The organism is Brevibacillus migulae, from assembly GCF_004521915.1.
GTDB lineage: Bacteria > Bacillota > Bacilli > Brevibacillales > Brevibacillaceae > Brevibacillus_F > Brevibacillus_F migulae.
Map to the genome: position 1 here is coordinate 88799 of NZ_SDKD01000007.1, position 20309 is coordinate 109107.

At 49.8% G+C, this 20309-nt stretch carries 21 protein-coding genes; 7 read left to right on the forward strand and 14 right to left on the reverse strand.

Annotated features, from left to right (window positions below; genetic code table 11):
- Positions 1-2: 2 nt before the first annotated feature.
- Genes EIZ37_RS10010 through EIZ37_RS10020 form a run of 3 tightly spaced genes read right to left on the reverse strand, consistent with a single transcriptional unit; the run spans position 3 to position 2747 of the window.
- Positions 3-1130 (reverse strand): DUF4350 domain-containing protein, encoded by a 1128-nt coding sequence (locus tag EIZ37_RS10010; protein ID WP_134684462.1) that lies wholly within the window; start codon positions 1128-1130, stop codon positions 3-5.
- Positions 1127-1750: a DUF4129 domain-containing protein gene (locus EIZ37_RS10015; protein WP_134684463.1), complete on the reverse strand. Its 624-nt coding sequence runs from the start codon at positions 1748-1750 to the stop codon at positions 1127-1129. Before EIZ37_RS10015 ends, EIZ37_RS10010 begins: the two co-directional genes overlap by 4 nt.
- The gene (locus EIZ37_RS10020; RefSeq protein WP_134684464.1) at positions 1743-2747 is read right to left on the reverse strand and encodes a glycerophosphoryl diester phosphodiesterase membrane domain-containing protein; all 1005 of its coding nucleotides are present in this window, start codon (positions 2745-2747) and stop codon (positions 1743-1745) included. Before EIZ37_RS10020 ends, EIZ37_RS10015 begins: the two co-directional genes overlap by 8 nt.
- A 580-nt stretch (positions 2748-3327) precedes the next feature.
- Between EIZ37_RS10020 and EIZ37_RS10025 the strand changes: the two genes are divergently transcribed.
- On the forward strand, positions 3328-3552 hold the full coding sequence (locus EIZ37_RS10025) for a hypothetical protein (protein ID WP_134684465.1): 225 nt from the start codon (positions 3328-3330) through the stop codon (positions 3550-3552).
- A gap of 51 nt (positions 3553-3603) precedes the next feature.
- Here the strand turns inward: EIZ37_RS10025 and EIZ37_RS10030 are convergent, their stop codons facing one another.
- Entirely contained in the window at positions 3604-5337 is a 1734-nt protein-coding gene (locus EIZ37_RS10030) for a copper amine oxidase N-terminal domain-containing protein (protein ID WP_134684466.1), read from the reverse strand.
- A 191-nt stretch (positions 5338-5528) separates the two neighbouring features.
- On the reverse strand, positions 5529-7523 hold the full coding sequence (gene ggt / locus EIZ37_RS10035) for a gamma-glutamyltransferase (RefSeq protein WP_134684594.1): 1995 nt from the start codon (positions 7521-7523) through the stop codon (positions 5529-5531).
- 379 nt (positions 7524-7902) lie between these two features.
- Here ggt and EIZ37_RS10040 point away from each other — a divergent pair, with 379 nt between their 5' ends.
- The 6 genes from EIZ37_RS10040 (at position 7903) to EIZ37_RS10065 (ending at position 11557) form a co-directional block, all read left to right on the forward strand.
- Entirely contained in the window at positions 7903-9060 is a 1158-nt protein-coding gene (locus EIZ37_RS10040; protein WP_134684467.1) for a CapA family protein, read from the forward strand.
- A gap of 106 nt (positions 9061-9166) precedes the next feature.
- On the forward strand, positions 9167-9685 hold the full coding sequence (locus EIZ37_RS10045) for a DUF3231 family protein (RefSeq protein WP_134684468.1): 519 nt from the start codon (positions 9167-9169) through the stop codon (positions 9683-9685).
- A 190-nt stretch (positions 9686-9875) separates the two neighbouring features.
- On the forward strand, positions 9876-10223 hold the full coding sequence (locus EIZ37_RS10050) for a DUF2512 family protein (RefSeq protein ID WP_134684469.1): 348 nt from the start codon (positions 9876-9878) through the stop codon (positions 10221-10223).
- Positions 10224-10252: 29 nt separating this feature from the next.
- A complete protein-coding gene (locus EIZ37_RS10055; RefSeq protein ID WP_134684470.1) occupies positions 10253-10507 on the forward strand; it encodes a YozQ family protein in 255 nt (84 codons plus the stop codon).
- A 103-nt stretch (positions 10508-10610) separates the two neighbouring features.
- Positions 10611-10958 carry a DUF4260 domain-containing protein gene (locus EIZ37_RS10060; protein WP_134684471.1) on the forward strand — a complete coding sequence of 116 codons (348 nt, stop codon included), beginning with the start codon at positions 10611-10613 and terminating at the stop codon, positions 10956-10958.
- A 23-nt stretch (positions 10959-10981) separates the two neighbouring features.
- Positions 10982-11557 carry a histidine phosphatase family protein gene (locus EIZ37_RS10065; RefSeq protein WP_134684472.1) on the forward strand — a complete coding sequence of 192 codons (576 nt, stop codon included), beginning with the start codon at positions 10982-10984 and terminating at the stop codon, positions 11555-11557.
- On the opposite strand, the gene EIZ37_RS10070 is transcribed toward EIZ37_RS10065, so the two are convergent.
- The 9 genes from EIZ37_RS10070 to EIZ37_RS26365 form a co-directional block, all read right to left on the reverse strand.
- On the reverse strand, positions 11554-12105 hold the full coding sequence (locus EIZ37_RS10070) for a DUF402 domain-containing protein (RefSeq protein ID WP_167568783.1): 552 nt from the start codon (positions 12103-12105) through the stop codon (positions 11554-11556). The two genes, EIZ37_RS10065 and EIZ37_RS10070, sit on opposite strands and share 4 nt — an antisense overlap.
- 90 nt (positions 12106-12195) lie before the next feature.
- Complete coding sequence (locus EIZ37_RS10075) at positions 12196-13359, reverse strand: mannitol-1-phosphate 5-dehydrogenase (RefSeq protein ID WP_134684474.1); 1164 nt, start codon at positions 13357-13359, stop codon at positions 12196-12198.
- Between the two features lie 2 nt (positions 13360-13361).
- Positions 13362-13799, reverse strand: coding sequence for a PTS sugar transporter subunit IIA (locus tag EIZ37_RS10080; RefSeq protein WP_134684475.1), 438 nt, complete (start codon positions 13797-13799; stop codon positions 13362-13364).
- A gap of 5 nt (positions 13800-13804) precedes the next feature.
- Entirely contained in the window at positions 13805-15907 is a 2103-nt protein-coding gene (locus EIZ37_RS10085; RefSeq protein ID WP_134684476.1) for a BglG family transcription antiterminator, read from the reverse strand.
- A gap of 66 nt (positions 15908-15973) precedes the next feature.
- A complete protein-coding gene (locus EIZ37_RS10090; protein WP_134684477.1) occupies positions 15974-17395 on the reverse strand; it encodes a PTS mannitol transporter subunit IICB in 1422 nt (473 codons plus the stop codon).
- Positions 17396-17595: 200 nt separating this feature from the next.
- The gene (locus EIZ37_RS10095) at positions 17596-18561 is read right to left on the reverse strand and encodes an NAD-dependent epimerase/dehydratase family protein (protein ID WP_134684478.1); all 966 of its coding nucleotides are present in this window, start codon (positions 18559-18561) and stop codon (positions 17596-17598) included.
- Positions 18562-18627: 66 nt separating this feature from the next.
- Positions 18628-19152, reverse strand: a complete 525-nt coding sequence (locus EIZ37_RS10100; protein ID WP_134684479.1) for a TetR/AcrR family transcriptional regulator — start codon at positions 19150-19152, stop codon at positions 18628-18630.
- A gap of 101 nt (positions 19153-19253) precedes the next feature.
- Positions 19254-19757 (reverse strand): GNAT family N-acetyltransferase, encoded by a 504-nt coding sequence (locus EIZ37_RS10105; protein WP_167568784.1) that lies wholly within the window; start codon positions 19755-19757, stop codon positions 19254-19256.
- Between the two features lie 132 nt (positions 19758-19889).
- A complete protein-coding gene (locus EIZ37_RS26365) occupies positions 19890-20030 on the reverse strand; it encodes a hypothetical protein (RefSeq protein ID WP_235827945.1) in 141 nt (46 codons plus the stop codon).
- Positions 20031-20309 lie beyond the last annotated feature (279 nt).

Genomic DNA, 20309 nt, shown 5'->3' on the forward strand with positions numbered 1-20309 from the left:
GTTCACTCCTTTTCCAGGCGGCTGATGATCTCGTCGATCCATTTGCTGTCTCGGATCAGCTCTGCACCGCCATAGCGCTTTTCTGTCTGAATATCCTGCAGTCGTTTCAGCAATGCTCCCAGCCGAGAAACAGCATGATCGTCCCATCTGTTTTTAGCTGCCCGTACCACTTCCTGGTCGCTGGCAGCTGCCGGCAGCCCCCATTTTTCCTGAAATAATCTGCGCAGGTATTGCTCTTGATGGCGGCAAGCATCCTTGGCCAAGCGCCTGCGCTCATACCACCCCGCTACCGCCAGCATCGTCTCGTCACCACGCCGCACCACCCACTCGCGGAGCGTATAGACCGGTCCGAATCGCTTGCCTTTCCACCAGATCCAAAGCAGCAGTGCCAGCGCAATCTGGACGGTGATGAATAGCAGCCATTCGGGGTAGACGGCCAAAAGCCCAGGCTGCTGCTGGTAACCATGATGGAACTCATCGAACCAAACCGCTGTGTACGCCCCTTGCAAGTACGGCCACAGCAATTCAAAATGGCCATGCTCCAGGATGTTTTCGTTTTGCAACCACTCCGGCGTCAGGAAAAGGGTGACGCTTCCTGCACCGACCTCTTTCCGTGCAGCCAATATCCCGTACTCGTCTGCAAGCAACGCTGTGATATCATCGTCCCCAAGCAGGCGAGCGTCCGTCTCCACAGAGGCTTTTTCTATACCCCCATCTTCCGGTTCCATCACTTCGACATCGCTCCACAGCGTATCGGGTTCGGCGGTGTATTCGATCGTAAACAATTCCGTTAGCTCGGGATCCTGCTGGAAAAGAATCAGGTCATTTCCCTCCGCCACCCAATCCATGATGGCCTCCTGCTCCCCCGGCTGCAGAGGTCCTGGCTCAATGACCAGTAACGCTTGCCCCTGCTCCTGAGGCAAAAAGCGCCATGACTGCCGCCATTCCTTTGCCGCTTTTCCTTTCTTCTCCAGCAGGAGGCGGAACGCCTTGATCCCGTCTTTGTCCGGAGAAAAAGAGAGATACGCAGGATAATCGATCCTCTCAGGCTTGATGCCCCAGTACCCGATGCTGAGAAACAACAGGATCGCTACGCTGAGAGAAAGGAGCAATTTGCGCTGTCCATTCATTGGGCTCCCCCCTCTCGCAGCTTGGTTTCCGTTTCTCGCAAATAGAGCAGGAAGGAGGCTTCGTCAGCTTCTCTCCGTCCATACCATACTCGTTCAAAATGCTGCGCTTGCATCCGAAAGAACGGCACCCACTCGCGATTGCGCTCTCTCAATTCGTCTTGATACTCCCAGTTGGTCTTCCACTTCTCGACCTGGACCCATTCCCGCTCTTGCAAGTAAAAGAGCAGTGCCAGAAATGCAAAGCGGATGCCTTCGTTCCAATTGCCCGACTCACCCTGCTGCTTTGCCAATTGCAAATAATCTGCATACCGGATCGACTCCTCACCCGGCTGCAGCATGAAGCCCTTCGCCCGATGCTGGCGGAACAGCTTTCGCGTCAGCCAGATGATCAGCCACAACAAGGCCGCCAGCACCACAAAAAGAATCAGATAGGTAGCTACGTTGCCCGTGCTGGCTGGCATTTCTGGCAAATCAAACAGCTCACTCAGCCATTTGAGGAAGGCGTCCAGCCAATCCTGGAGCACGTTTTTGCCCTCGCCTTGGTATACCCTGAACTCTTCTCCCTGCAAAATTTCTCGGAGCTGCTGTTTATCCTGCTCTACGTACCCTTCCCTACTCATGCTTCATTTCCGGCTCCTCTTGCGGCTGGATCAATGCAGATGATCCGTACAGCATCGCTTCCAGATCCGTCCCTTCTTTACGCAGCACCAGATCGAAGTACGTAATCGCGTAAGCAATCAACGCCAATGGTGAAATCAGCAAGGTAAGCAGATTTTGCAGAAGCAGCCCGGTAATCGAGTTTTGCAGCGCAAAAATCGCGATCATCTGGAAGGCAAACATGAAAGTCGACGTCATCAGCATGATGACAAAATAAATCCCGAATACCCGCCAAAAATTTCCTTTGGTCAGATTCCAGCTTTTCGCAAGCCCGATGCCCCCGGCTTCCATGGCGACAGCTGGCATGAAAAACGCCCATCGGACTAAAAAATAGCTGGGAACCAGCATCATAACCATCAGCACGACAAAATAAAGGACACCGCCGATAATCCAGGTGGCGGGATTCGACAGAAAATCGTCCAATGCCAACTCATCGAAAGAACCGGCACCGATTGCCACAATGACTACGACCACAATGGCAAGGATCAAAAAAATCGCCAAAAACATGCCGATGGTGATCAAGCCGAAGACGGTCATGCTGCCCGCCAGTGGCCAAAATCGGGAAAACGCCCGTTTGATTTCTTCCTTCAGACTGACTTCATGACCATCCATTTCTCGTTTGACCATGAAGACAGCAGTCGCCGTCGAGATCGGGGTGCTGACCAGAAACGTAAGCGGAATGATCAGCAATAGAAAGAATACCGCCATCCATACATTGTCAAAATTCGGTTGATTGCCAGCCATGTTTTCGAAATATTCCTCAGAAAACGGCTCCACACTCGTATCCGGCAGCATCGACATGGAGGTAATATCATTCAACATGATTTCTTGAACGATGTATAAGGGCGCAAAGAAGATCAGCATCAATAAAAAAAACTTGCCAAAATGCTTGCGATACACGTTAAACGTCCGGTCCAGAATTTGACCAATACCCATTGGCTTTTGCGGCCATGCATTCATTTCAGATAAACCTCCACTTTCACTTTTTGGAATACCTGCCTATTATACACTATTTGCCTGTATTTTTATAAAATTCCTCTCCCTTTTCCAGCTGCATGGATGAATGATATGTCCAGAACCAGAAAATAACGTTGGCAGATCAGTCGTCTACCTGTCCATTAACAAAAGAAATCCCCTCTTAGCAGAGGGAGCGACCCGCAATGGGTCTGTCTACCTCTCTGCATATGAGGGGATTTTCTTAGGGGGCAATCGTTATCTTGTGTATTTCCATCGTGGAAGCGGAATCGGTCTGTGCTGGTTATTTGCTCGGATTCTGATTTTCTTTGTAGCAATCAATGCAGATGCCATCGTTGCTTTTTTCTTCGTACTCCGAGAGCTTGGCTTGACATACTTTGCAAGTTTTCTCTGTTAATACCAGATTCATGGTTTTCCTTCACCCCAACCAACATATTCTCTTTTCGAATAAAGTTTATCATTAGACTGCGACTTATTGTTGTGTTTATTGTTAAAATTCTGTGAATTTTAACAATAAGGGAAGGGCCCGGTTTTTGACCATACTATTCCCAAGGAGTGTGAACCAATGGATCAGAAATTATTTTACTATGTGACCAACTGGGATGATGCCTCCCTTTATACGCGAGCGCTGGAGACGATGGAAATCCCCTATTCCTTGGAAGCCCCCGGAGATACCCTGCCCCTGCATGAAGGTGAGCTGGCGATCGTCTTCTCCCATTTACGGATGCGGCAGTATAAAGCCGTCCGCGAGCTCATTCATTTGCCGGAGGAGCCTTATCCCGAGCATTGAGTTTGATACGCATGAAAAACGGCGCAGTACTGTTACCTGCGCCGTTTTTGTTTATTGATTGGTAATGATCACTGCATTCGAATAGGCATCCCATCCGACTTTGGCGCCAAGCGCTTCACTGACAAAGCGGATCGGAACCATGGTCGTGTCCCCGTTGTACAATTGGGCCGGAACGTCCAGGAAGATTTTTTCCCCGTTTTTATAGGCTACCTTCGAGCCAATCGTCAACTTGATCGTATTGTTGTCTTTGGTTGCCGTGACGGTTTGGGTCGCTTCATCCCATTCTACTTTTGCACCGAGCGCCTCAAAGATCGCGCGCAGCGGTACGAGTGTTCTGCCGTTTACCTCTACAGGCGGTTTTGGGAAGACTTGCAGCTGGCCATCGATGAAAATGATAATCTTGCCGCTCGTATTCACCGTGACAAAGGTCGGCACTGAACGGGCAGAGAGGCCGCTGTTTGGATCCGCGATTTCAATCACGACATAATAGCCGCCTGTCAGCATCTGCAAATCTTTGATGGACAGAGTCTTTTTGTTCAAATCGAGTGGTACTCGTTTAACGATGTTTCCGTAATTATCAAGGACTACCAGATACACCGTATAAGCCAAGTAAGAAGTCTGCCATTCCAGTGTAATCGTGATGGTACCATTGCTGTTTACCTTGATTCCCCCCGGAAAGCTTTGCCCGCTTGGAATCGGGAACAGACCGGTTGCCGTGACTGCAGGAAGCTTCCAGTTTACGGATTCCGAATAATATTTTTCTCCATTCAGCACCATCTCGATGAGAATCTGATAGCTTCCTGGTTGGAGATTCAGACTTGCTGCAGATATTCGCGAGCTTTTCGAAATGCTGATTCGTTTTACCACTTCATCTTCTTCATTCAAAATGACCAGATAAAATTTCGCTTTTTCATACAAGGAGGTAATCGTGAGCGTCAACTGGATGGTTCCATCCTCACCAATCGATACTTCTCCTGGGAAATACTTGCCATTGGGAGCTGGCGTCACGCTTGTTGCCGGTACGACGAAGGAAATCTGATTGGAACGGACGCTTTCGCCATTCGACACCATCATCAGATAGAGCTTGTAAACGCCTGGCTCCAGATCCAGTTCATCACTGGAAATCTTCGGGCTCTTAGGATTAAAGGAGATCCGCTTGGCTACCTCTTCGTTGGAATCTTCCGCAACCAGATAAAATTTCGCATTTTCATAAATGGATGAGAACTGGAGGGTAATTTGGATAGATCCTGATTTTGTCAGACTTAGCTCTCCAGGGAAAGCCGCTGCAAGCACGGGGAGCTCAATGGAAATCGCTTGCGAAAACAGACGCTGAGTGCTGTCTGAAGCTCCATCGCCTACCTGCATAAAGTAATTGCCGGAAGATACCGGAAGTTCACTGAGCGGGATGGAAAAATCGATTTCTTTTACTTCCATCGTAACGGTCCCTTCGGTTGTCGTTACGATTTCACGTTTCTTCGTTTTTACATTAGTCACCACATCTTGTTCTTCCCCTGAAACGATCACCTTCAGTTGGCCGTAGCCTTCCTTTGCGGTTTTCCCTTCAAATGTGAAGATCACATCATCGCTGTACTGGGTATCCACAATCGCGGTCCCGATCAGCTTGCCATCCTTAACAACTACCTCTTCCAGGATAGGCTGAAACAGGTGGCTGGACGTTGTCCGAAGTATTGCTGTTTCTGCGTATGCTTGCCCGATGCCAACGGTTGCCAGCATGATCAAGGCTAGCATGAAAATCGCTGCATGTTTCTTTTGCCAAGTCTTCAACTGTTCTTCTCCTTCCGGTTAATGAGAATTTAGTCCTATGCATAATTACCCAGGATTATTTTACCTTAAACATTATATCTTTCTTTGACAAGTGCGGAATGAAAAAAATCAGGCGATGGTAATATGAGACCATAAAAAAATAAATGACATTCAAACCGATTTCGATTTGAATGTCATTTCACTTTCCATTCTTATTTTTTCTCCAGCGACATGATGCCTTTCTCATCCCAGGTCGCGGTATAACCAAGCGCTTCTGCGACCTTTTTCACCGGCAGGAATGCTTTGCCATTCAATCGGACTTCATCCTGTTTGAAGCCTTCCGCTTTTCCGGTCAAACCAAGCAGCAGCTTGTCGGCTTGCACGTAAGCAACTCCGTTTTCTACCTTCAGTTGTTCCGCGGTGTAAGGATACGCATGATCATTTACCTTCAGCGTAAACGGAGCTGTTTCAGCACCTTCCGCTTTTTCCGGCTTTTTCGTCGTATAGGAGACCTGATCGACCCCAAGCACTGTGCCTTCCCGTGTATTGTCTGCTCCTCCGTACATTTTCCCTGTTTCCAGATCATAAACGACGGCCTGGACATTGCCGATGTCGCTTGGTTGTTCCTCGAAGGCATGCCCCATCGACATCAGCTTCAAGACAACATCCTGGTCGATCCCCGCTTCCCAAGTCACAGCCGGATAGCTGCTCGAGAAGATGCGCGGCGCCAGAATCGCTTCTTGGATCGGCATATTGTGCTCGATTACATTCAAGATCGTTTGTGATACAGAAGCAATGATGGTGGAGCCGCCCGGTGAACCGACAGCCATAAACGGTTTGCCGTCCTTCAACACAATCGTCGGTGTCATGGAGCTGCGGGGGCGTTTGCCGGCTTCCACTTCATTGGCTCCGCCTGGCGTCGCATCAAAGTCAGTCAGCTCGTTGTTCAGCATAAAGCCATAGCCCGGCACCATGATACCGCTTCCAAACACGTCTTCGATCGTGGTTGTATACGAGACCAGATTTCCCCACTTGTCCATGACGGAAAAATGGGTGGTATAGGCGGATCCACTCGGTGCGGACAATTTTTGTGCCGGTGGTGCTGCCTTTCCTTCTGCCTTCCACGGATCGCCTTTTTCAACCTTGTCATTCACCTTGTCTGGAAGGATCAGAGCCCGGCGTTCTGCGATATATGTATCATCGATCAGCCCTTTTTTCGGCACCGGGTAAAAATCTTCATCCGCCATGTAAGCGGCGCGATCCGCATAGGCCAGATGGTTGGCTTCGATCAGACGGTGCAGATAGGCTGCGGACTGCGGTCCATCCTTGGCGTTGTCAAAGCCTTCCATCAGCTTCAGGATTTGGATCAGGGTCAAGCCTCCCGAGCTGGGCGGCGGCATGGACACGATCTCATAGCCTCGGAAATCGGCGCGCACCGGTTCGCGCTCTTTCACTTCGTAGTTTTTCAAATCGTCAAGCGTCATCGAACCGCCTGTGCGCTGCACCTCTTTGACGATCGCTTCCCCGATCTCTCCTCCGTAAAAGGCATCGGTTCCTTTTTCCTTGATCAGCTTGAAGGTTTTCGCCAAATCCGGCTGAACCAGCAGGTCGCCTTCTTGCAGCGGCTTTCCGTCCGGCACGAACACTTTGGCCGCTGTCTCATGCTTCTTCAGCTTCTCTGTCTCATTCTGGATATACTCCGCGGTGATCCAGTTCACCTTGACTCCTTTTTCGGCCAATTGGATCGCCGGGTCGATGACCTCAGACAGCTTCATCGTGCCGAACTTTTCCAGAGCCGTTTCTACGCCTAAAAGCGTACCTGGCACTCCTACCGCATTCCCATGGGTATGGCGATCATAGAAAGGAATCGGTTTGCCGTCCTCGCCAAGAAACATGTCTGCTTTTACGCCTTTTGGCGCCATTTCCCTGCTGTCCAGCACGGAGATTTTGTTCGTATCTTTTTCATACACCATCATGAACCCGCCGCCGCCGATCCCGGACATCATCGGTTCGACGACATTGAGCGCCAATTGGATACCCGCGGCTGCGTCTACCGCATTGCCCCCTTTGGCCAGGATCTCCTTCCCGACTTGCGCTGCAGCTGGATGGGAAACCGCCACGATCCCTTGCGTTGCCCCCTCCTGGTCTGCGGGCACTCCCGGTACTTTTGCCATTGCCGGGGTTGACATCGCACAGACGAGAGTCATCGTTAATCCTATCTGCTTCCACTGTCTCCACTTTTTCAAAATATCCCTCCTCTTATGTATATTGGTATGATTATAATTTTGAATTTTCACACAAGTCAACGTGGCTCTCGGACGATTCTTTCCTGGGACAAAAGAGCGAGCTAATGAACCATTTTATTGACATCCTGTTCTTTCCATACTATTTTTCTCCTACTTTTGGCTATGACGGGAATGAATGTACCTATTGGTTTGTTGTTTGTATGCATTTGCCATCATTCCCGCCCCCTCAGCAGCAAATGACAGCATTAGCGTTCAGAATACAGCGAATCCTGTAACTTTTTCACAACTTTATGAGTCTACTACTATGGATAAATTTTATGTCAGGAAAACGGAGTGAGCTATGTATCCTTCGCGGAAAGAACGCTGGGCTGTCCAGCGTAAGAACACATTCCTTCGTTACCGGAATTCCTTCCTCTTATTTGGTCTCTTGCTCACGGCAGTAATTGCAGGTGCTTATATGCTGACGCAAAAAGGTCAGCCGGATGAAACTGGCTACTCCTCTCATGCCCCGCGTGAAGAAAGCCAAGAAGCCCCTCCTCCCAGCGTCACCCTCAACTTTGTCGGTGACATTATGATGACTGGCCGGGTCGAAACGCTGCTGAAAGAAAAGGGCTACGACTTTCCTTTCGCGCACGTAGCGACCATTTTTCAGCAGGATGATTATACCATCGCCAATCTGGAGACACCGGTTACCAGACGAGGCACGCCAGCAGACAATAAGGAATATGTGTACAAATCTCCCCCGGAAGCCATACCGGCATTGAAGGATGCTGGCATTGATTTGGTCAACCTGGCGAATAACCATTCCATGGATCAAGGGGAAGAGGGCTTGCTGGATACGTTTCAGCATTTGGGAGAACATGCCATCGCTTATATAGGTGCTGGTCTTGACCAGGAGCAGGCCTATGCCCCCACGGTAATCGAGCGCAATGGCTTGCGGATTGCTTTTTTGGGCTTCAGCCGGGTTATTCCGGAGGTCAGCTGGTATGCCGGAAAAGGAAAGCCGGGTGTCGCCGCGACCTATGATCCTGCACTCGCTGTGGCAGCCATTGGCAAAGCGAAAGAAAAGGCCGATCTCGTCGTGGTCATCGCTCATTGGGGCAAAGAAAAAACGGACGCGCCTGTAGATCATCAACAGCAGCTTGCCCGTACCTATATCGATGCGGGTGCGGATTTAGTCGTTGGCGGACATCCGCATGTGCTGCAAGGCTTTGAACAGTATAAAGGGAAATGGATCGCTTACAGCCTCGGGAATTTCATTTTTACACGCTCCCAGACGGCCAAAACCTGGGAAACGATGATTCTGCAAGCAACCTGTGGCAAAGCGGACGGATGCCAACTGCAGATGTTCCCCTACCATGCTGAGCTCGGGCAAGCCGTCCCCATGAACGAAGAAAATGGCACCCTGTTACGGGAGCGGATTGAATCCCTCTCCGTAGACGTTGTGATTGATGAAGAAGGGCATGTCCTCCCGTCATCCACCTCTGATCAGCGCTAAGCCCTTCGGACATTTTGGCACAGGGGTATGATTTACCATCGTAATCCCCCCCGCTTTGGTCATTCTACTTAGTGTAAATCAATTTTACGCTACACTGGAGGGGACTATGGGCATATTAAGTGGAAATCCAAAAAACGAACCCTTGCACTATGGCGAAGTAATGGGTATATGGAGCTACGCTCAGAAAACAAAAGCAATGTATGCGGGTTATCAAACTTTGCTAAACCACGCTGGTGACAAGGATCTGCGCGACCTCATCGAAGACCTGGTGATCGATATGAAAAAAGAAATCCCGGAAGTGGAGGAAATGTTAAAAGCAAACGGCATTGGCCTTCCTCCAGCTCCTCCTGATCGTCCAAAAGCTGCGTTGGAAAGCATACCGGCTGGCGCGCGTGTGACGGATCCCGAAATCGCCGCGACGATTGCTGCCGATGTTGCAGTTGGTCTCACGGCTTGCAGCCAGGTGATCGGGCAGGCGATCCGCGAAGATGTTCACGCTCTGTTTCTCAAGTTCCACAGCAGAAAAGCAGTTCATGGTCTTCGCGTGCTCAGACTGAACAAAGAAAAAGGCTGGCTGGTGCCTCCTCCTCTTCACGTCGAGAGGCCCGAGCTTGCCCCCGTGTAAAAGGTTGAATCCAAGCCGCTGTTTTTTCCCAGCGGCTTTTTTGTGTTTCCGGACTTAGCCAGGTCGGCTGGTGGGAATATTTTCTGAACTGAACTTTTTCTCATGGTTTCGCTGATTTCGGACACGATAACAGTATGCAACAAATAAGCTTCAACGATCGCTAGGAAAGTTCGAAAGGAGCTGACGTGAAATGAGCCGTTTCTTGGTCAAACTTGTGTTGGACGGGATTATTTTGGTCCCTTTTCTTATGTGGTTTACGGAGGCAAGTCTGTTTTCGACGATCATGACAGCGCTCGGACTGACCGTAATCGCTTATTTAATCGGTGATCAGATGATATTGCGGGCAACCAATAATGTCATCGCTACGCTCAGTGACGCTGTTTTGGCTGCCGTGTATTTATGGGCCGTGGCTGCCTGGCTCGACTGGAACTTGAGCTGGAGAGAGCTTCTGGTTACGGTCGTTGCACTAGGTGTTGCCGAGTTTGTTTACCATCGTTATCTCGGATTTCGCGATGGACGCCAAGCTAGTTCGGAGTAACACGACTTCTTCAGGGGTGGGAGGAACGCATGAAGCAAAGCCCAAACAACAAGGAGCTGCAAAAAGCAGCTGATGTCATCGCTCAAGAATCTTACTCCGTTTCTGATTACGCAAGCAAGCAGCCAGTTGAACAAGGCTTGGCTGTGACTCACGAGCAGGTGAGTGACGACTATATGGAAGGCACGAATGATGGGAAGATCGATGAGGTTGAGGGGAAGCAAAACGTAGAGATTCCTCGCACCGGTTATGAAGGAATGTTTACACAAGCAGCAAAAACAGAATGATGTTTACGGCCCTCTGTGATGAGGGCTTTTTTATTGAATTCCGGAATCTTCCAATATTTCTTTTCGAATGGTATAATTTCGTTTATTTGCGGGAGGTGCCTAGATGCCAAGAATGCTTTTGCACGTGGAAGGATTTTTTGTCTTGGTGGCAAGTCTTTATTTTTTCTGGTTTTTGGATTTTAGCTGGCTTTTATTTCTCATCCTCTTTCTTGCACCCGATCTCTCGATGATCGGATATGCTGTGAACAATCGCACGGGCGCCATTTCCTACAATCTTTTTCATACCTACTTCCTTCCGCTTATTCTGCTGATGATCGGACACGTATCCCAAGCTCCCATGTGTACAGCGATCAGCATCATCTGGTTCGCTCATATCGGAATGGACCGTATGCTCGGTTATGGCTTGAAGTATGCTACAGCTTTTAAGGACACTCATATGCAAAAATGCTAAATGGATAGGAGTGAGGGGATTGAATGAAAACCTGGATTTATTTGATACGCCATGCCGAATCGCCTTTTGTTTTAGGGGAGGAAGAAGCACGCGGACTTTCGGAAAAAGGACGTAAGGATGCCAAGCGGGTTAGCGAAATTTTACTACGGGAAGGTATTGATGTTGTCATATCCAGCAACTATCAAAGGGCTATCCAGACCGTTCAAGACCTGGCTGAATCGCTGGGTGTGGCCATCCGGATCCAGCCCGATTTTCGGGAGAGAACGCTAGCAGCGCAACGTATCACCTTTGACGATTTTGAGGAAGCCTTGCGTGCTACTTTTGCTGATCCTGATTTTGCCCACCCCGGGGGCGAGTCTAATCGCGAGGCAGCACAGCGGGGCGTGGCCGCCTTGCTTCGTGTCCTCGAGGAATATCCCGGAAAGCGGATCGCCATTGGCATTCATGGGAGTCTGATGACCGTGATCATGGGTGCCTTTGATCCTCGATATGATTTTCATTTCTGGAAAACCACGACCATGCCCGATATTTACAAGCTGATATTTGAAGAGAAGCAGCTGCTTTCCGTTGAACGGTTATGGGAGCCGTTGCGTTCCTAATCTCCCGCTGGCATGTTCATCAGAAGTTTTTGCAAATGCGCATGGGATTGTTTCAGCAACCGAAAGCGCCCCTCTTTTAGCTCCTGCAGTAAATGCTCTGCTACTTTCCAAGTTTGTTCATATTGTTTTTCCGTGACTGCACCCTGCTGCAGCGCTTCTTCGAGTTCATCGATATCGATCAACTCCACTTCGCCACTCGGTAAAACCACGATGTCGAGATACGTGTCGTCGTACCATGGGATTCCCCGTTCATCCACTCCTGTCGCGTCGCAAATATCGATATACCATTGGATAATTTGCCCATTTGCATCAAACATGGTGGTTAGGGTGTAAGCGGCATCTGCAGGGAAATGCTGCAGCCACTTATAGCCGTCATCGACTACACACAGCTTTCCTCGATGTGTATGGACGTAAGCTGGCTCATGAACGGCTTGGATGCTGACCAACGAAACGGTTCCATCAAATTCTTCACTGTGCATTGCGATTTGCGTATAGGTTTTCTGCTTTACTCGCTGCCAATTGGCGCGGTCTGCATATTTTCGTTTCATCGAACGGATCATCCTCCTCGCCTTATCATACAGGAAAACAGGAAAAAAGATCATCCACGAATCGGCGGATGATCTTTTCGTATGTTGGCGCTAATTTTGTTCCTTCTTCTTTTTCTCGAGCTCTTCGATTTGCTGCATGATCATGGAGAACAGCGACGAGCCTGCTGAAAGACCGGTTGCCTTCGTAATCGCTTTTTCGATTCCTTCGCCTTTTATGCTGGACTGGAGCTCTTGTGCCTCCTGATCTTCTTGAAAATCAAAGCGCAGCGCAGCGGCAATGCCTGTGGCCAAAGAAATCGGTTCGATGCCATGCTGGAGCGCCTGGCTCGCTGGTCCGACCAACCGGTCCTGCGGTGACAGCTTGCGCAGCGGGGAACGGCCCACACGGATCACGTCATCCGAAATATACGGATTTTGAAAGCGGCTCAGGATTTTTTGAATATACCGATCATGATCGGCTCGATCAAAGCCGTGTTTGGCAACCAGCAAAGCGCCGGATTCGTTGAGCGCTCCTTTTACCATCTGGTAGATGTAATCATTGCGCATCGCCTGATCCACTGTAGGAATCCCGAAGAAATAGCCAAGGTAAGCAATGATGGCGTGCCCGGTGTTGACCGTAAACAGCTTGCGCTCGATGTACGGATGCAAATCATCGACAAAGGTCGCCCCGTCAATCTGTGGCACCGCCCCTTTTATTTGAGCGCGATGGATGACCCATTCGTAGAAAGGCTCGACCGTCACCAGCAGCTTGTCATCATGCTTTTGCAGCGGTACGATGCGGTCCACCGCTGCGTCTGGAAAGCCTATCAGCGGCTCGGCGGCGTCTCGTTCGGTTTCCTGCAACGTCTCGTAGACGAGGGATTTCAATTTCGTGCTGCCGCCGATCATATTTTCGCACGCGATCACATTGAGCGGTGTCTGATTTTCTTGTAAGCGCAGGGCAATGCCTTTGGCGATCACCGGTGCAATGTAAGGTAAGATGTTAGGTCCCACAGCCGTCGTGACCAAATCCGCCTGGCTGATTGCTTGGGCCACCTCCTCTTCGTTTTGCCCGTGAATAGCCCGAACCCCTGTCACGCGTAAGGAGCTTTCCCCTTCTTCCGCGAGACGAATCGTATATTCCTGCCTGCGATTGATCTCATCCACCAGCTCTTTATTCACATCGACAAAGATGACCTCATACCCGGCTTGCTGCAATAACAGACCAATGAAGCCCCGGCCGATATTCCCTGCTCCAAAATGAATCGCGCGCATGATTATTCCCCCTCTGCCAGGATCGCGATGATCTGTTCTTTCGAGGACGTCTCAATCAGTCGTTTTACATTTTCCTCCTCGGAACAGACGACTGCAATGTTGGACAGGATCTCCAGATGCTCGTCGCCGACACCTGCGATCCCGATCAGCACATATGCGGTGTTCCCTTCGCCAAAGTCAACACCCCCTGGCACCTGCACAATGGATATGCCTGTGGACTTGATCCATTGCTTCGATTCGTTGGTGCCATGCGGAATCGCTACCCCATTTCCCAGATACGTCGTTAACAGCTGCTCACGCTCCAGCATTTTTTCTACATATTCAGCTTCTACGTGACCCGCATCCACCAACAATTTTCCTGCAAGCTCGATGGCTTCCTTTTTATTCGCTACCGCAGCGTTCAGCACGATTTTATCGGTTGACAGTATGTTTTGTGCCATGGTTTTTATTCCTCCACTCTTATCCTGTTACTCGTATAGTCTCTGAGTCTTTTCGCCATATAGGCTTTCATCTCTGCTTCCTCACCTGAACCGAACAGGCGAATCGCTTCTTCCTCGATAAACAGCGAGCTGATTTCACTCATCAGCTCCAATGCTTCTTTGTTGATCTTCTGCGGCCCGAGCAGGAGCAGAATCGTCCGGATCTCGATCCAATCATTTTCCATGGAACGAATGCGAAGAGGCCCCGGAAGCTGATAAACCGCAAAAACTGGAACTTCAATCTGATCGCCGCGGCAATGGAACAAGGCAAGCGACGTGCCCGGTATGCCCAGTCCACCCAATTTCTCGCGATCAAGCAGCTGTTTGACCACGAGTGCTGCATCCGCAATCGATCCCGTTGCCTGCACGTCTTCGCAGATCTCTCGCAAAGTCGCTTCCAAGCCTGCTGTGGTATCCCTGACCACACCATGATGAAACCGGTCGATCAGGCCTAACGCTTCTGTCACATACGTGTGTACTGCCTTCAGCTGCAGGATGGCAGTCTGGGCAGCTGTTTCGGTTCTGACCGTTCTGCGCTTCGGCGAAAGCTTGCGTTGAATTCCTTTTAGGAATCCCTTGATCTTTTGGATATCGTCCTTGGCCAGCAGCGGACTGACCAAGATATAGTCCTCCTGATGATTCGGAAGCGGTATGGTCGAAATGATCACATCATACTCTTGCTGGGGCACCTGGCTGATCTCGAATAAGGAGATGTTGCGCAGTGCGGTGATCTCGGGAATTTCCTTCTTGATCCGGCTGGCCAGGATTTTCGACGAGCCGATTCCGCTGGAGCAGACAATCAAGGCGCGATAGCGTTCATTGTGCCAATGCAGCCGCTCCAGCGCCGCTCCAAAATGCATCACCAAGTAGCCGATTTCCGCTTCCGGGATCGCAAATTCGGGAAAAACTTGCTGAACGGCTTCTGTCAACGCGGCAAAAACGACCTCGTAGTCCTTTTTGATCTGCTCCACCAACGGATTGCGGATCCGCATTTCCCGGATAATCCGGAACAGAGCCGGCTCCATATGGGTTAACAGCCCCTGCAGCAGCGATTGATCATCGGCAAAATCGACTTGCAGTTTTTCCTCCATGACGGTGATGAGCTGCTTGACTTTCGTCATCAGCTCGACATTGGCGGAAAGATGGGTTTCCCCGTATGCGTTGCGCATCTTGGCACCGCGCAAATGCATGGTAATGTAGCCGATCTCGTCTTTGGGAATCTCCCATTGCAGCAATGTTTCCAAACGCTGCAGGATCTTTTCGGCGACCTGGTATTCCTGTGTGTCTACGAGCTGCTTCAAATATTCTTGATGAAATTGAATATTCTCCCCTTTTTCCACCCGTTCGATTGCCAAAGCCAGATGGATCACCAATCCAATAAACGCACTGTCCGCCAACGGGTAGGGAAGATCCTGTTCCAGATCGCGCAAAGCCTTTTCCACTACGATCAGCTTTTCTTTTTCAATCAATCCCAGCAGCCGTTCGGATACCGAATTGATCCGTTGATGGGTCTTTTGCTGAATGGAATCTTTGATGGCCGCTATCACTTCATATTCATTGAGATTCTCTGAAATCAGACTGGTGATCGCGACCCTTTTGGCTGCCTCATTGCCCTGCAGCTCGATCCCATAGCCTCTGCGCCGTACCAGCTGCAGGCCGTACTGATGAAACTTCTCCTCCAATTCGTCCAGGTCATGACTGACAGTGGCCGTCGTTACTTTTAAATCATGGGCCAGTGAGATCAGCTTGACAGGCTCATTGGCTCCAAGCAGGGTGCAAAAAAGAACCATTTTCCGTTCGTGGGGCGAAAAATCGCCAGGGGTGGTTTGAAACAGGTCCTGGCGGAGCGCTTCCTTGCTTTCAGGCTCTCCATGAAGCTGTACCCCTATCCCGATTTTCTTGCGCAAGGCAAGCTTATACGCACCGAGCGCCGGCTCCAGTTCATCCAATTCACGGTGAACCGTACGTGTGCTCACCTCGATCTCATCAGCGATCTCACGGATGGTGATCTCTTTAGGTTCCTGCAGCAATTTGGCCAAAATCATCTTTTGTCTTGAGGAGAAACGCATCGGACATTCCCCCTTGGGTAATGAAAAGTGGACGCTAGTTTTTGCACAAACTAGCGTCACGACATGTTATTTCAGGCGCTGTACCAATTTGTCATACTCCGGGCTGCCGAGGAAATTCTCGATGGAAATGTGTTCAGCCTGTGGCACTTTTTGTTTGGCGCGCTCTGTTAAGTTTTTATGTGTGACGACGATGTCCGCATCAGCCGGGATCTCATTGATTGCCGTGTTCGTTACGGTGATATCCAAGCCAGCATCCTTGAATTTTTTGCGCAGCGTAGAGGCGCCCATCGCACTGGAGCCCATTCCCGCATCGCAGGCAAAGACGACTTTTTTCACTTCAGCTGCGGATTTTACAGGTGCTGCTGCAGATGCTGCTGCCACCTCTTGCTTGTTGCCTTTCAGCTCTTTCATTTTCGCTGTCGCTTCTTCCAGATCGCCTTCTTCAGCGTCCTGTTTGCTTGTTTTCAACAGCAGCGCTGCCACAACGAAGGAGACAGCTGCCGCGATGAGCACACCAGCGAGTACCGGGAGAAGGCCGCCTTTTGGAGCCATCGCCATCAAGGCGAAGATACTGCCTGGTGAAGGTGGTGCGACCAATCCGGCACCGAACAGTACGAATGTGAATACACCGGCCATACCGCCCGCGATCACAGCCAAAAGCAAACGTGGATTCATCAAAATGTACGGGAAGTAGATCTCGTGAATCCCCCCGAGGAAGTGAATGATTACAGCACCCGGAGCGGATTGCTTCGCAGAGCCTCTGCCGACCAGCCAATATGCCATTAGTATACCCAGACCTGGACCCGGGTTCGTTTCCAGCATGAAAAAGATCGATTGACCCGTTTGCGCTGCTTGATCTACACCCAGCGGGCTTAAAATACCATGGTTGATCGCATTATTCAGGAACAAGATTTTTGCTGGTTCGATGAGGATGTTTGCGAGTGGAAGCAGCCCTGCATCCACGATTACCTGCACTCCTGCTGCCAGCGCTTTGCTCAAACCGGCAACAACCGGTCCGATGGCGAGGAAGGCCAACAGGGTGAGCAGTCCCCCGATAATGCCTGCTGAGAAGTTGTTCACTAACATTTCAAAGCCGGAACGCACTTTTCCTTCAATGGCTTTGTCAAATCTTTTGATAACCCAACCGCCGAGTGGTCCCATGAGCATGGCTCCCAAAAACATCGGGATGTCGGTCCCCACGATGACCCCCATCGTAGCGACTGCACCGACCACGCCCCCTCTCACATCGTGAACCAATTTTCCTCCTGTATAGCCGATCAAGAGCGGCAGCAGATAAGTGATCATCGGTCCTACGAGCTTTGCGAGATTTTCATTCGGGATCCAACCCGTCGGGATAAAGAGTGCTGTAATGAGTCCCCATGCGATGAACGCCCCGATATTCGGCATCACCATCCCGCTGAGGAAGCGGCCAAACTTTTGAATCCCTACACGTACGGAAGAGTCCGCTTTCATTTCCATGTGTTCCATACCTCCCTTTTCATCTATTTAGGATGAAGGATAAGAATAAATTTCTGTTCTGGCTTAAATATAAAGCGGTTACATGATAGGTTCAACAAAATGAAAACGCATATTCGTCACACCTCTTGTTGACAAAATTTCATATGAAGGTGCGACATATGCAAAAAAAGCACGGCAAACCGTATCTTTTGCCGTGCTCTTCGCTACTTCTATTTGATGATTTGATTGTGTTCCATCAAGGTGTGAATCGTTTCGGTGATCGCTTGCTCGTGCGGGGTCCACTTGATCGGTCCAATCTCACGTTCATACTTTTCTCCGCTCAGGATAAAAGGCTCCTCTGTAAGATAAAGCATTTCCACTACTTCCTTCATGACCGGATTGAACAAACCGATGAGCGAAAGACCGATGCGTCCAAGAGGAACAACCAGCTTTCTTTTTCCGCTTGCCCGCTGCGCGATGCGTACCAGTTCATGCCCGGAGATGACTCCTGGACCGGGGATGTGCCAATTCTGTCCATACGATTCGGGACGTTCAGCGATTTCTGCGATCATATGCGCCGCGTCCGGAAGATACACATACTCGCGTGGAATCTTCATGTTGCCGATAAACGCAGTCGGTTTTCCTGCTGCGATGGCTTCCATCGTCACGTTTAAATAAGACGCTTGCGCGGAAGGTCCGTAGTAATCGGGCAGCCGTACGATCAGAGGCTTCGCTTTTTGCCAACGAGGATGAAAGATCAGCTGCTCATATGCTAAGCGAACCTTTCCCTTTCGCGTATGAGGGCGTTTCGGATGGTCCTCCGTTGCCCTTTCCACCGTCTTTCTTCCGTACGGATAGATGCCATCCACCACAACCACTTTCATTTCCAGCTTTTCCGCAGCCTGCATGACAGCCTCTCCGAGCGGCAGCAGCCGCGACTCCATCTCGTGATAAGGGATATTTGCGCTATGAAACATGACTTCCGCTCCTCGGGCAGCGCGAACAATATCTCCGGGTTTGAACGCATCACCGGTTTCAAGCCTCAGCAATGTTGGATTCCCGAGTTCTCTGGCCAGACTTTCCAGTTTTGCTGCGGATCTGCCAAATGCTACTGTTTCAACACCCCGTCGGATTAATTCTGTCACCAATGGCTTCCCTACTCCGCCTGTCGCGCCTAATACGATTGCTTTTTTCATTCTCTCCAACTCCATTCTTTTAGTTATTGATTGATCAATTACTATTCTTTAAAAAAAAATTTCTCTCTACTTTTTCTTTGCCATCAATTCCGGCATATCCATGGCCATCGCTACGTTGCACAGCATGCCTCTCGCCAGAAAATCCGATGTCCGCTCATGTGCATTGGCAAAGCCTGCCTGTTCAAAAGCCTGCTGAACCAGCTCTTTCACCTGCTTCATTCCCCGTTGCATCGCCTCCCGGATCGGTTCGTCCCGGATCGTCTGTGCCTGCATTTGCAGCAGAATTTCATTGCGATGGGAGTCCATAATCTCCTCGTAGGCACGGATCAGCCTTGCCTCGAGCTGCTCTGGGACCGTTGTTTCAATCACGCGCTGAAATTCATGCACAATGCGCTGCCACGACACTTCCAGCGATTCCACCAGCAGCGACTCTTTTGTGAAGAAGCGGTACACGTATGGCTGTGAAATGGATGCCCGCTCCGCGACTTGTGCCGTCGTCGCCCGATAGTAGCCAATCTCCGCAAATACTTCAATAGCCGCAGATACGATCTCGGTACGCCGATTGACGGAGGATGCGTTTCCTTTACTCATGCTTCTTGATCTCCACCTTGCCTGGTTTGTTTTTCATTATTGATTGACCAATCACTATGTGAGTATATTCCTTTCTTTGCAAGTTTGCAAGTGTTTCGTTTTCATCTTTTCCAAACATATACATACGTCAGCAGATTTCGATTTCGTTCATTTCTATACTCCTCTTCTTTTATCATCCCGAGCTTTTCCGCAAGACGAATCGACGCTGAATGATTGTACGCCATGTTTGCGCATATTCTGCTCAGACCCAGTTGATGAATCGCATAGTCCAGACTTGCCTTTGCAGCCTCGTAGCCGTACCCTTGTCTCCACTTTTTCGCGTCGATGATATATCCCAGATCGTTTTCTTCTTTTCCGTTTATGAACGCTCGCATGATTCCGCAGTCACCGATTATTTGATTGGTTTTCTTTTCAATGACCACAAATCTGCCAAAGCCAATCTGCTTGTTCATCATCACTTGTTTGTCTACCCAAGCCTCCGCCTGTTCTCTTGTAAACGGCGCTGGCCAAAAACTCATGGTGTGGGGATCAGACAAGATGGGAAGTACAGAATCGAGGTCTTCCTTTTTGTATGATTTTAAATAGAGGCGTTCCGTCTCAAGCATGGTTTTCTCCCTCTCCCTTTCGCAACAAACTGCATACCCACTCGTAGAATCGATCCAGCTGCTCATCACTAATCCAGTCAGAACGATGCTCAAACAGGATTTTCACTTCTCTGTTTTCACGGGCAATTAGCGTTAGATACTCTCAATGGGCGCCCAGCCTTCCTCCCCTCGCAATTCGGGCAATACCGGATGATGATTGAATTCCGCTCTTTCCTGTACACGGACATTGGATAAATGAAGGATCTCGGTGTACTTGGCATATCTCTTGATCACCTGTTTTGCATCGAAATGAGGTCGATTGTATCCTGCAAATGGAGTCTCGCTGTATCCAAGCAAAGCTTGATCCGATCATAGGTACGAAGCGGTTTTTCCAAAAAATCCGTTTCATAGATATATCTTGTTCGGAATGGAGAGACAGGCTTCAACCCCGTAAAAGCCCCGCTTGAAATCTCGCTGGAATTTTTGCTGATCGAAACCTCCATATTGTCCGATCATAAAGTTTTTCACGATGATAGCTCCTCTTCACTCTACGGTTTCGTATGGGATGCTTGA

Excerpts from the sequence above, each read along its gene's own strand:
- EIZ37_RS10095 (WP_134684478.1), bottom strand. The coding sequence starts at position 18,561 with ATGAAAAAAGCAATCGTATTAGGCGCGACAGGCGGAGTAGGGAAGCCA.
- EIZ37_RS10100 (WP_134684479.1), bottom strand. The coding sequence starts at position 19,152 with ATGAGTAAAGGAAACGCATCCTCCGTCAATCGGCGTACCGAGATCGTA.
- EIZ37_RS10040 (WP_134684467.1), top strand. The coding sequence starts at position 7,903 with ATGTATCCTTCGCGGAAAGAACGCTGGGCTGTCCAGCGTAAGAACACA.
- EIZ37_RS10075 (WP_134684474.1), bottom strand. The coding sequence starts at position 13,359 with ATGCGCGCGATTCATTTTGGAGCAGGGAATATCGGCCGGGGCTTCATT.
- EIZ37_RS10050 (WP_134684469.1), top strand. The coding sequence starts at position 9,876 with ATGAGCCGTTTCTTGGTCAAACTTGTGTTGGACGGGATTATTTTGGTC.
- EIZ37_RS10010 (WP_134684462.1), bottom strand. The coding sequence starts at position 1,130 with ATGAATGGACAGCGCAAATTGCTCCTTTCTCTCAGCGTAGCGATCCTG.
- EIZ37_RS10080 (WP_134684475.1), bottom strand. The coding sequence starts at position 13,799 with ATGGCACAAAACATACTGTCAACCGATAAAATCGTGCTGAACGCTGCG.
- EIZ37_RS10065 (WP_134684472.1), top strand. The coding sequence starts at position 10,982 with ATGAAAACCTGGATTTATTTGATACGCCATGCCGAATCGCCTTTTGTT.
- EIZ37_RS10025 (WP_134684465.1), top strand. The coding sequence starts at position 3,328 with ATGGATCAGAAATTATTTTACTATGTGACCAACTGGGATGATGCCTCC.
- EIZ37_RS10045 (WP_134684468.1), top strand. The coding sequence starts at position 9,167 with ATGGGCATATTAAGTGGAAATCCAAAAAACGAACCCTTGCACTATGGC.
- EIZ37_RS10090 (WP_134684477.1), bottom strand. The coding sequence starts at position 17,395 with ATGGAACACATGGAAATGAAAGCGGACTCTTCCGTACGTGTAGGGATT.
- EIZ37_RS10085 (WP_134684476.1), bottom strand. The coding sequence starts at position 15,907 with ATGCGTTTCTCCTCAAGACAAAAGATGATTTTGGCCAAATTGCTGCAG.
- EIZ37_RS10060 (WP_134684471.1), top strand. The coding sequence starts at position 10,611 with ATGCCAAGAATGCTTTTGCACGTGGAAGGATTTTTTGTCTTGGTGGCA.
- EIZ37_RS10055 (WP_134684470.1), top strand. The coding sequence starts at position 10,253 with ATGAAGCAAAGCCCAAACAACAAGGAGCTGCAAAAAGCAGCTGATGTC.
- EIZ37_RS10020 (WP_134684464.1), bottom strand. The coding sequence starts at position 2,747 with ATGAATGCATGGCCGCAAAAGCCAATGGGTATTGGTCAAATTCTGGAC.
- EIZ37_RS10105 (WP_167568784.1), bottom strand. The coding sequence starts at position 19,757 with ATGCTTGAGACGGAACGCCTCTATTTAAAATCATACAAAAAGGAAGAC.
- EIZ37_RS10015 (WP_134684463.1), bottom strand. The coding sequence starts at position 1,750 with ATGAGTAGGGAAGGGTACGTAGAGCAGGATAAACAGCAGCTCCGAGAA.
- EIZ37_RS10070 (WP_167568783.1), bottom strand. The coding sequence starts at position 12,105 with ATGAAACGAAAATATGCAGACCGCGCCAATTGGCAGCGAGTAAAGCAG.
- ggt (WP_134684594.1), bottom strand. The coding sequence starts at position 7,523 with ATGACTCTCGTCTGTGCGATGTCAACCCCGGCAATGGCAAAAGTACCG.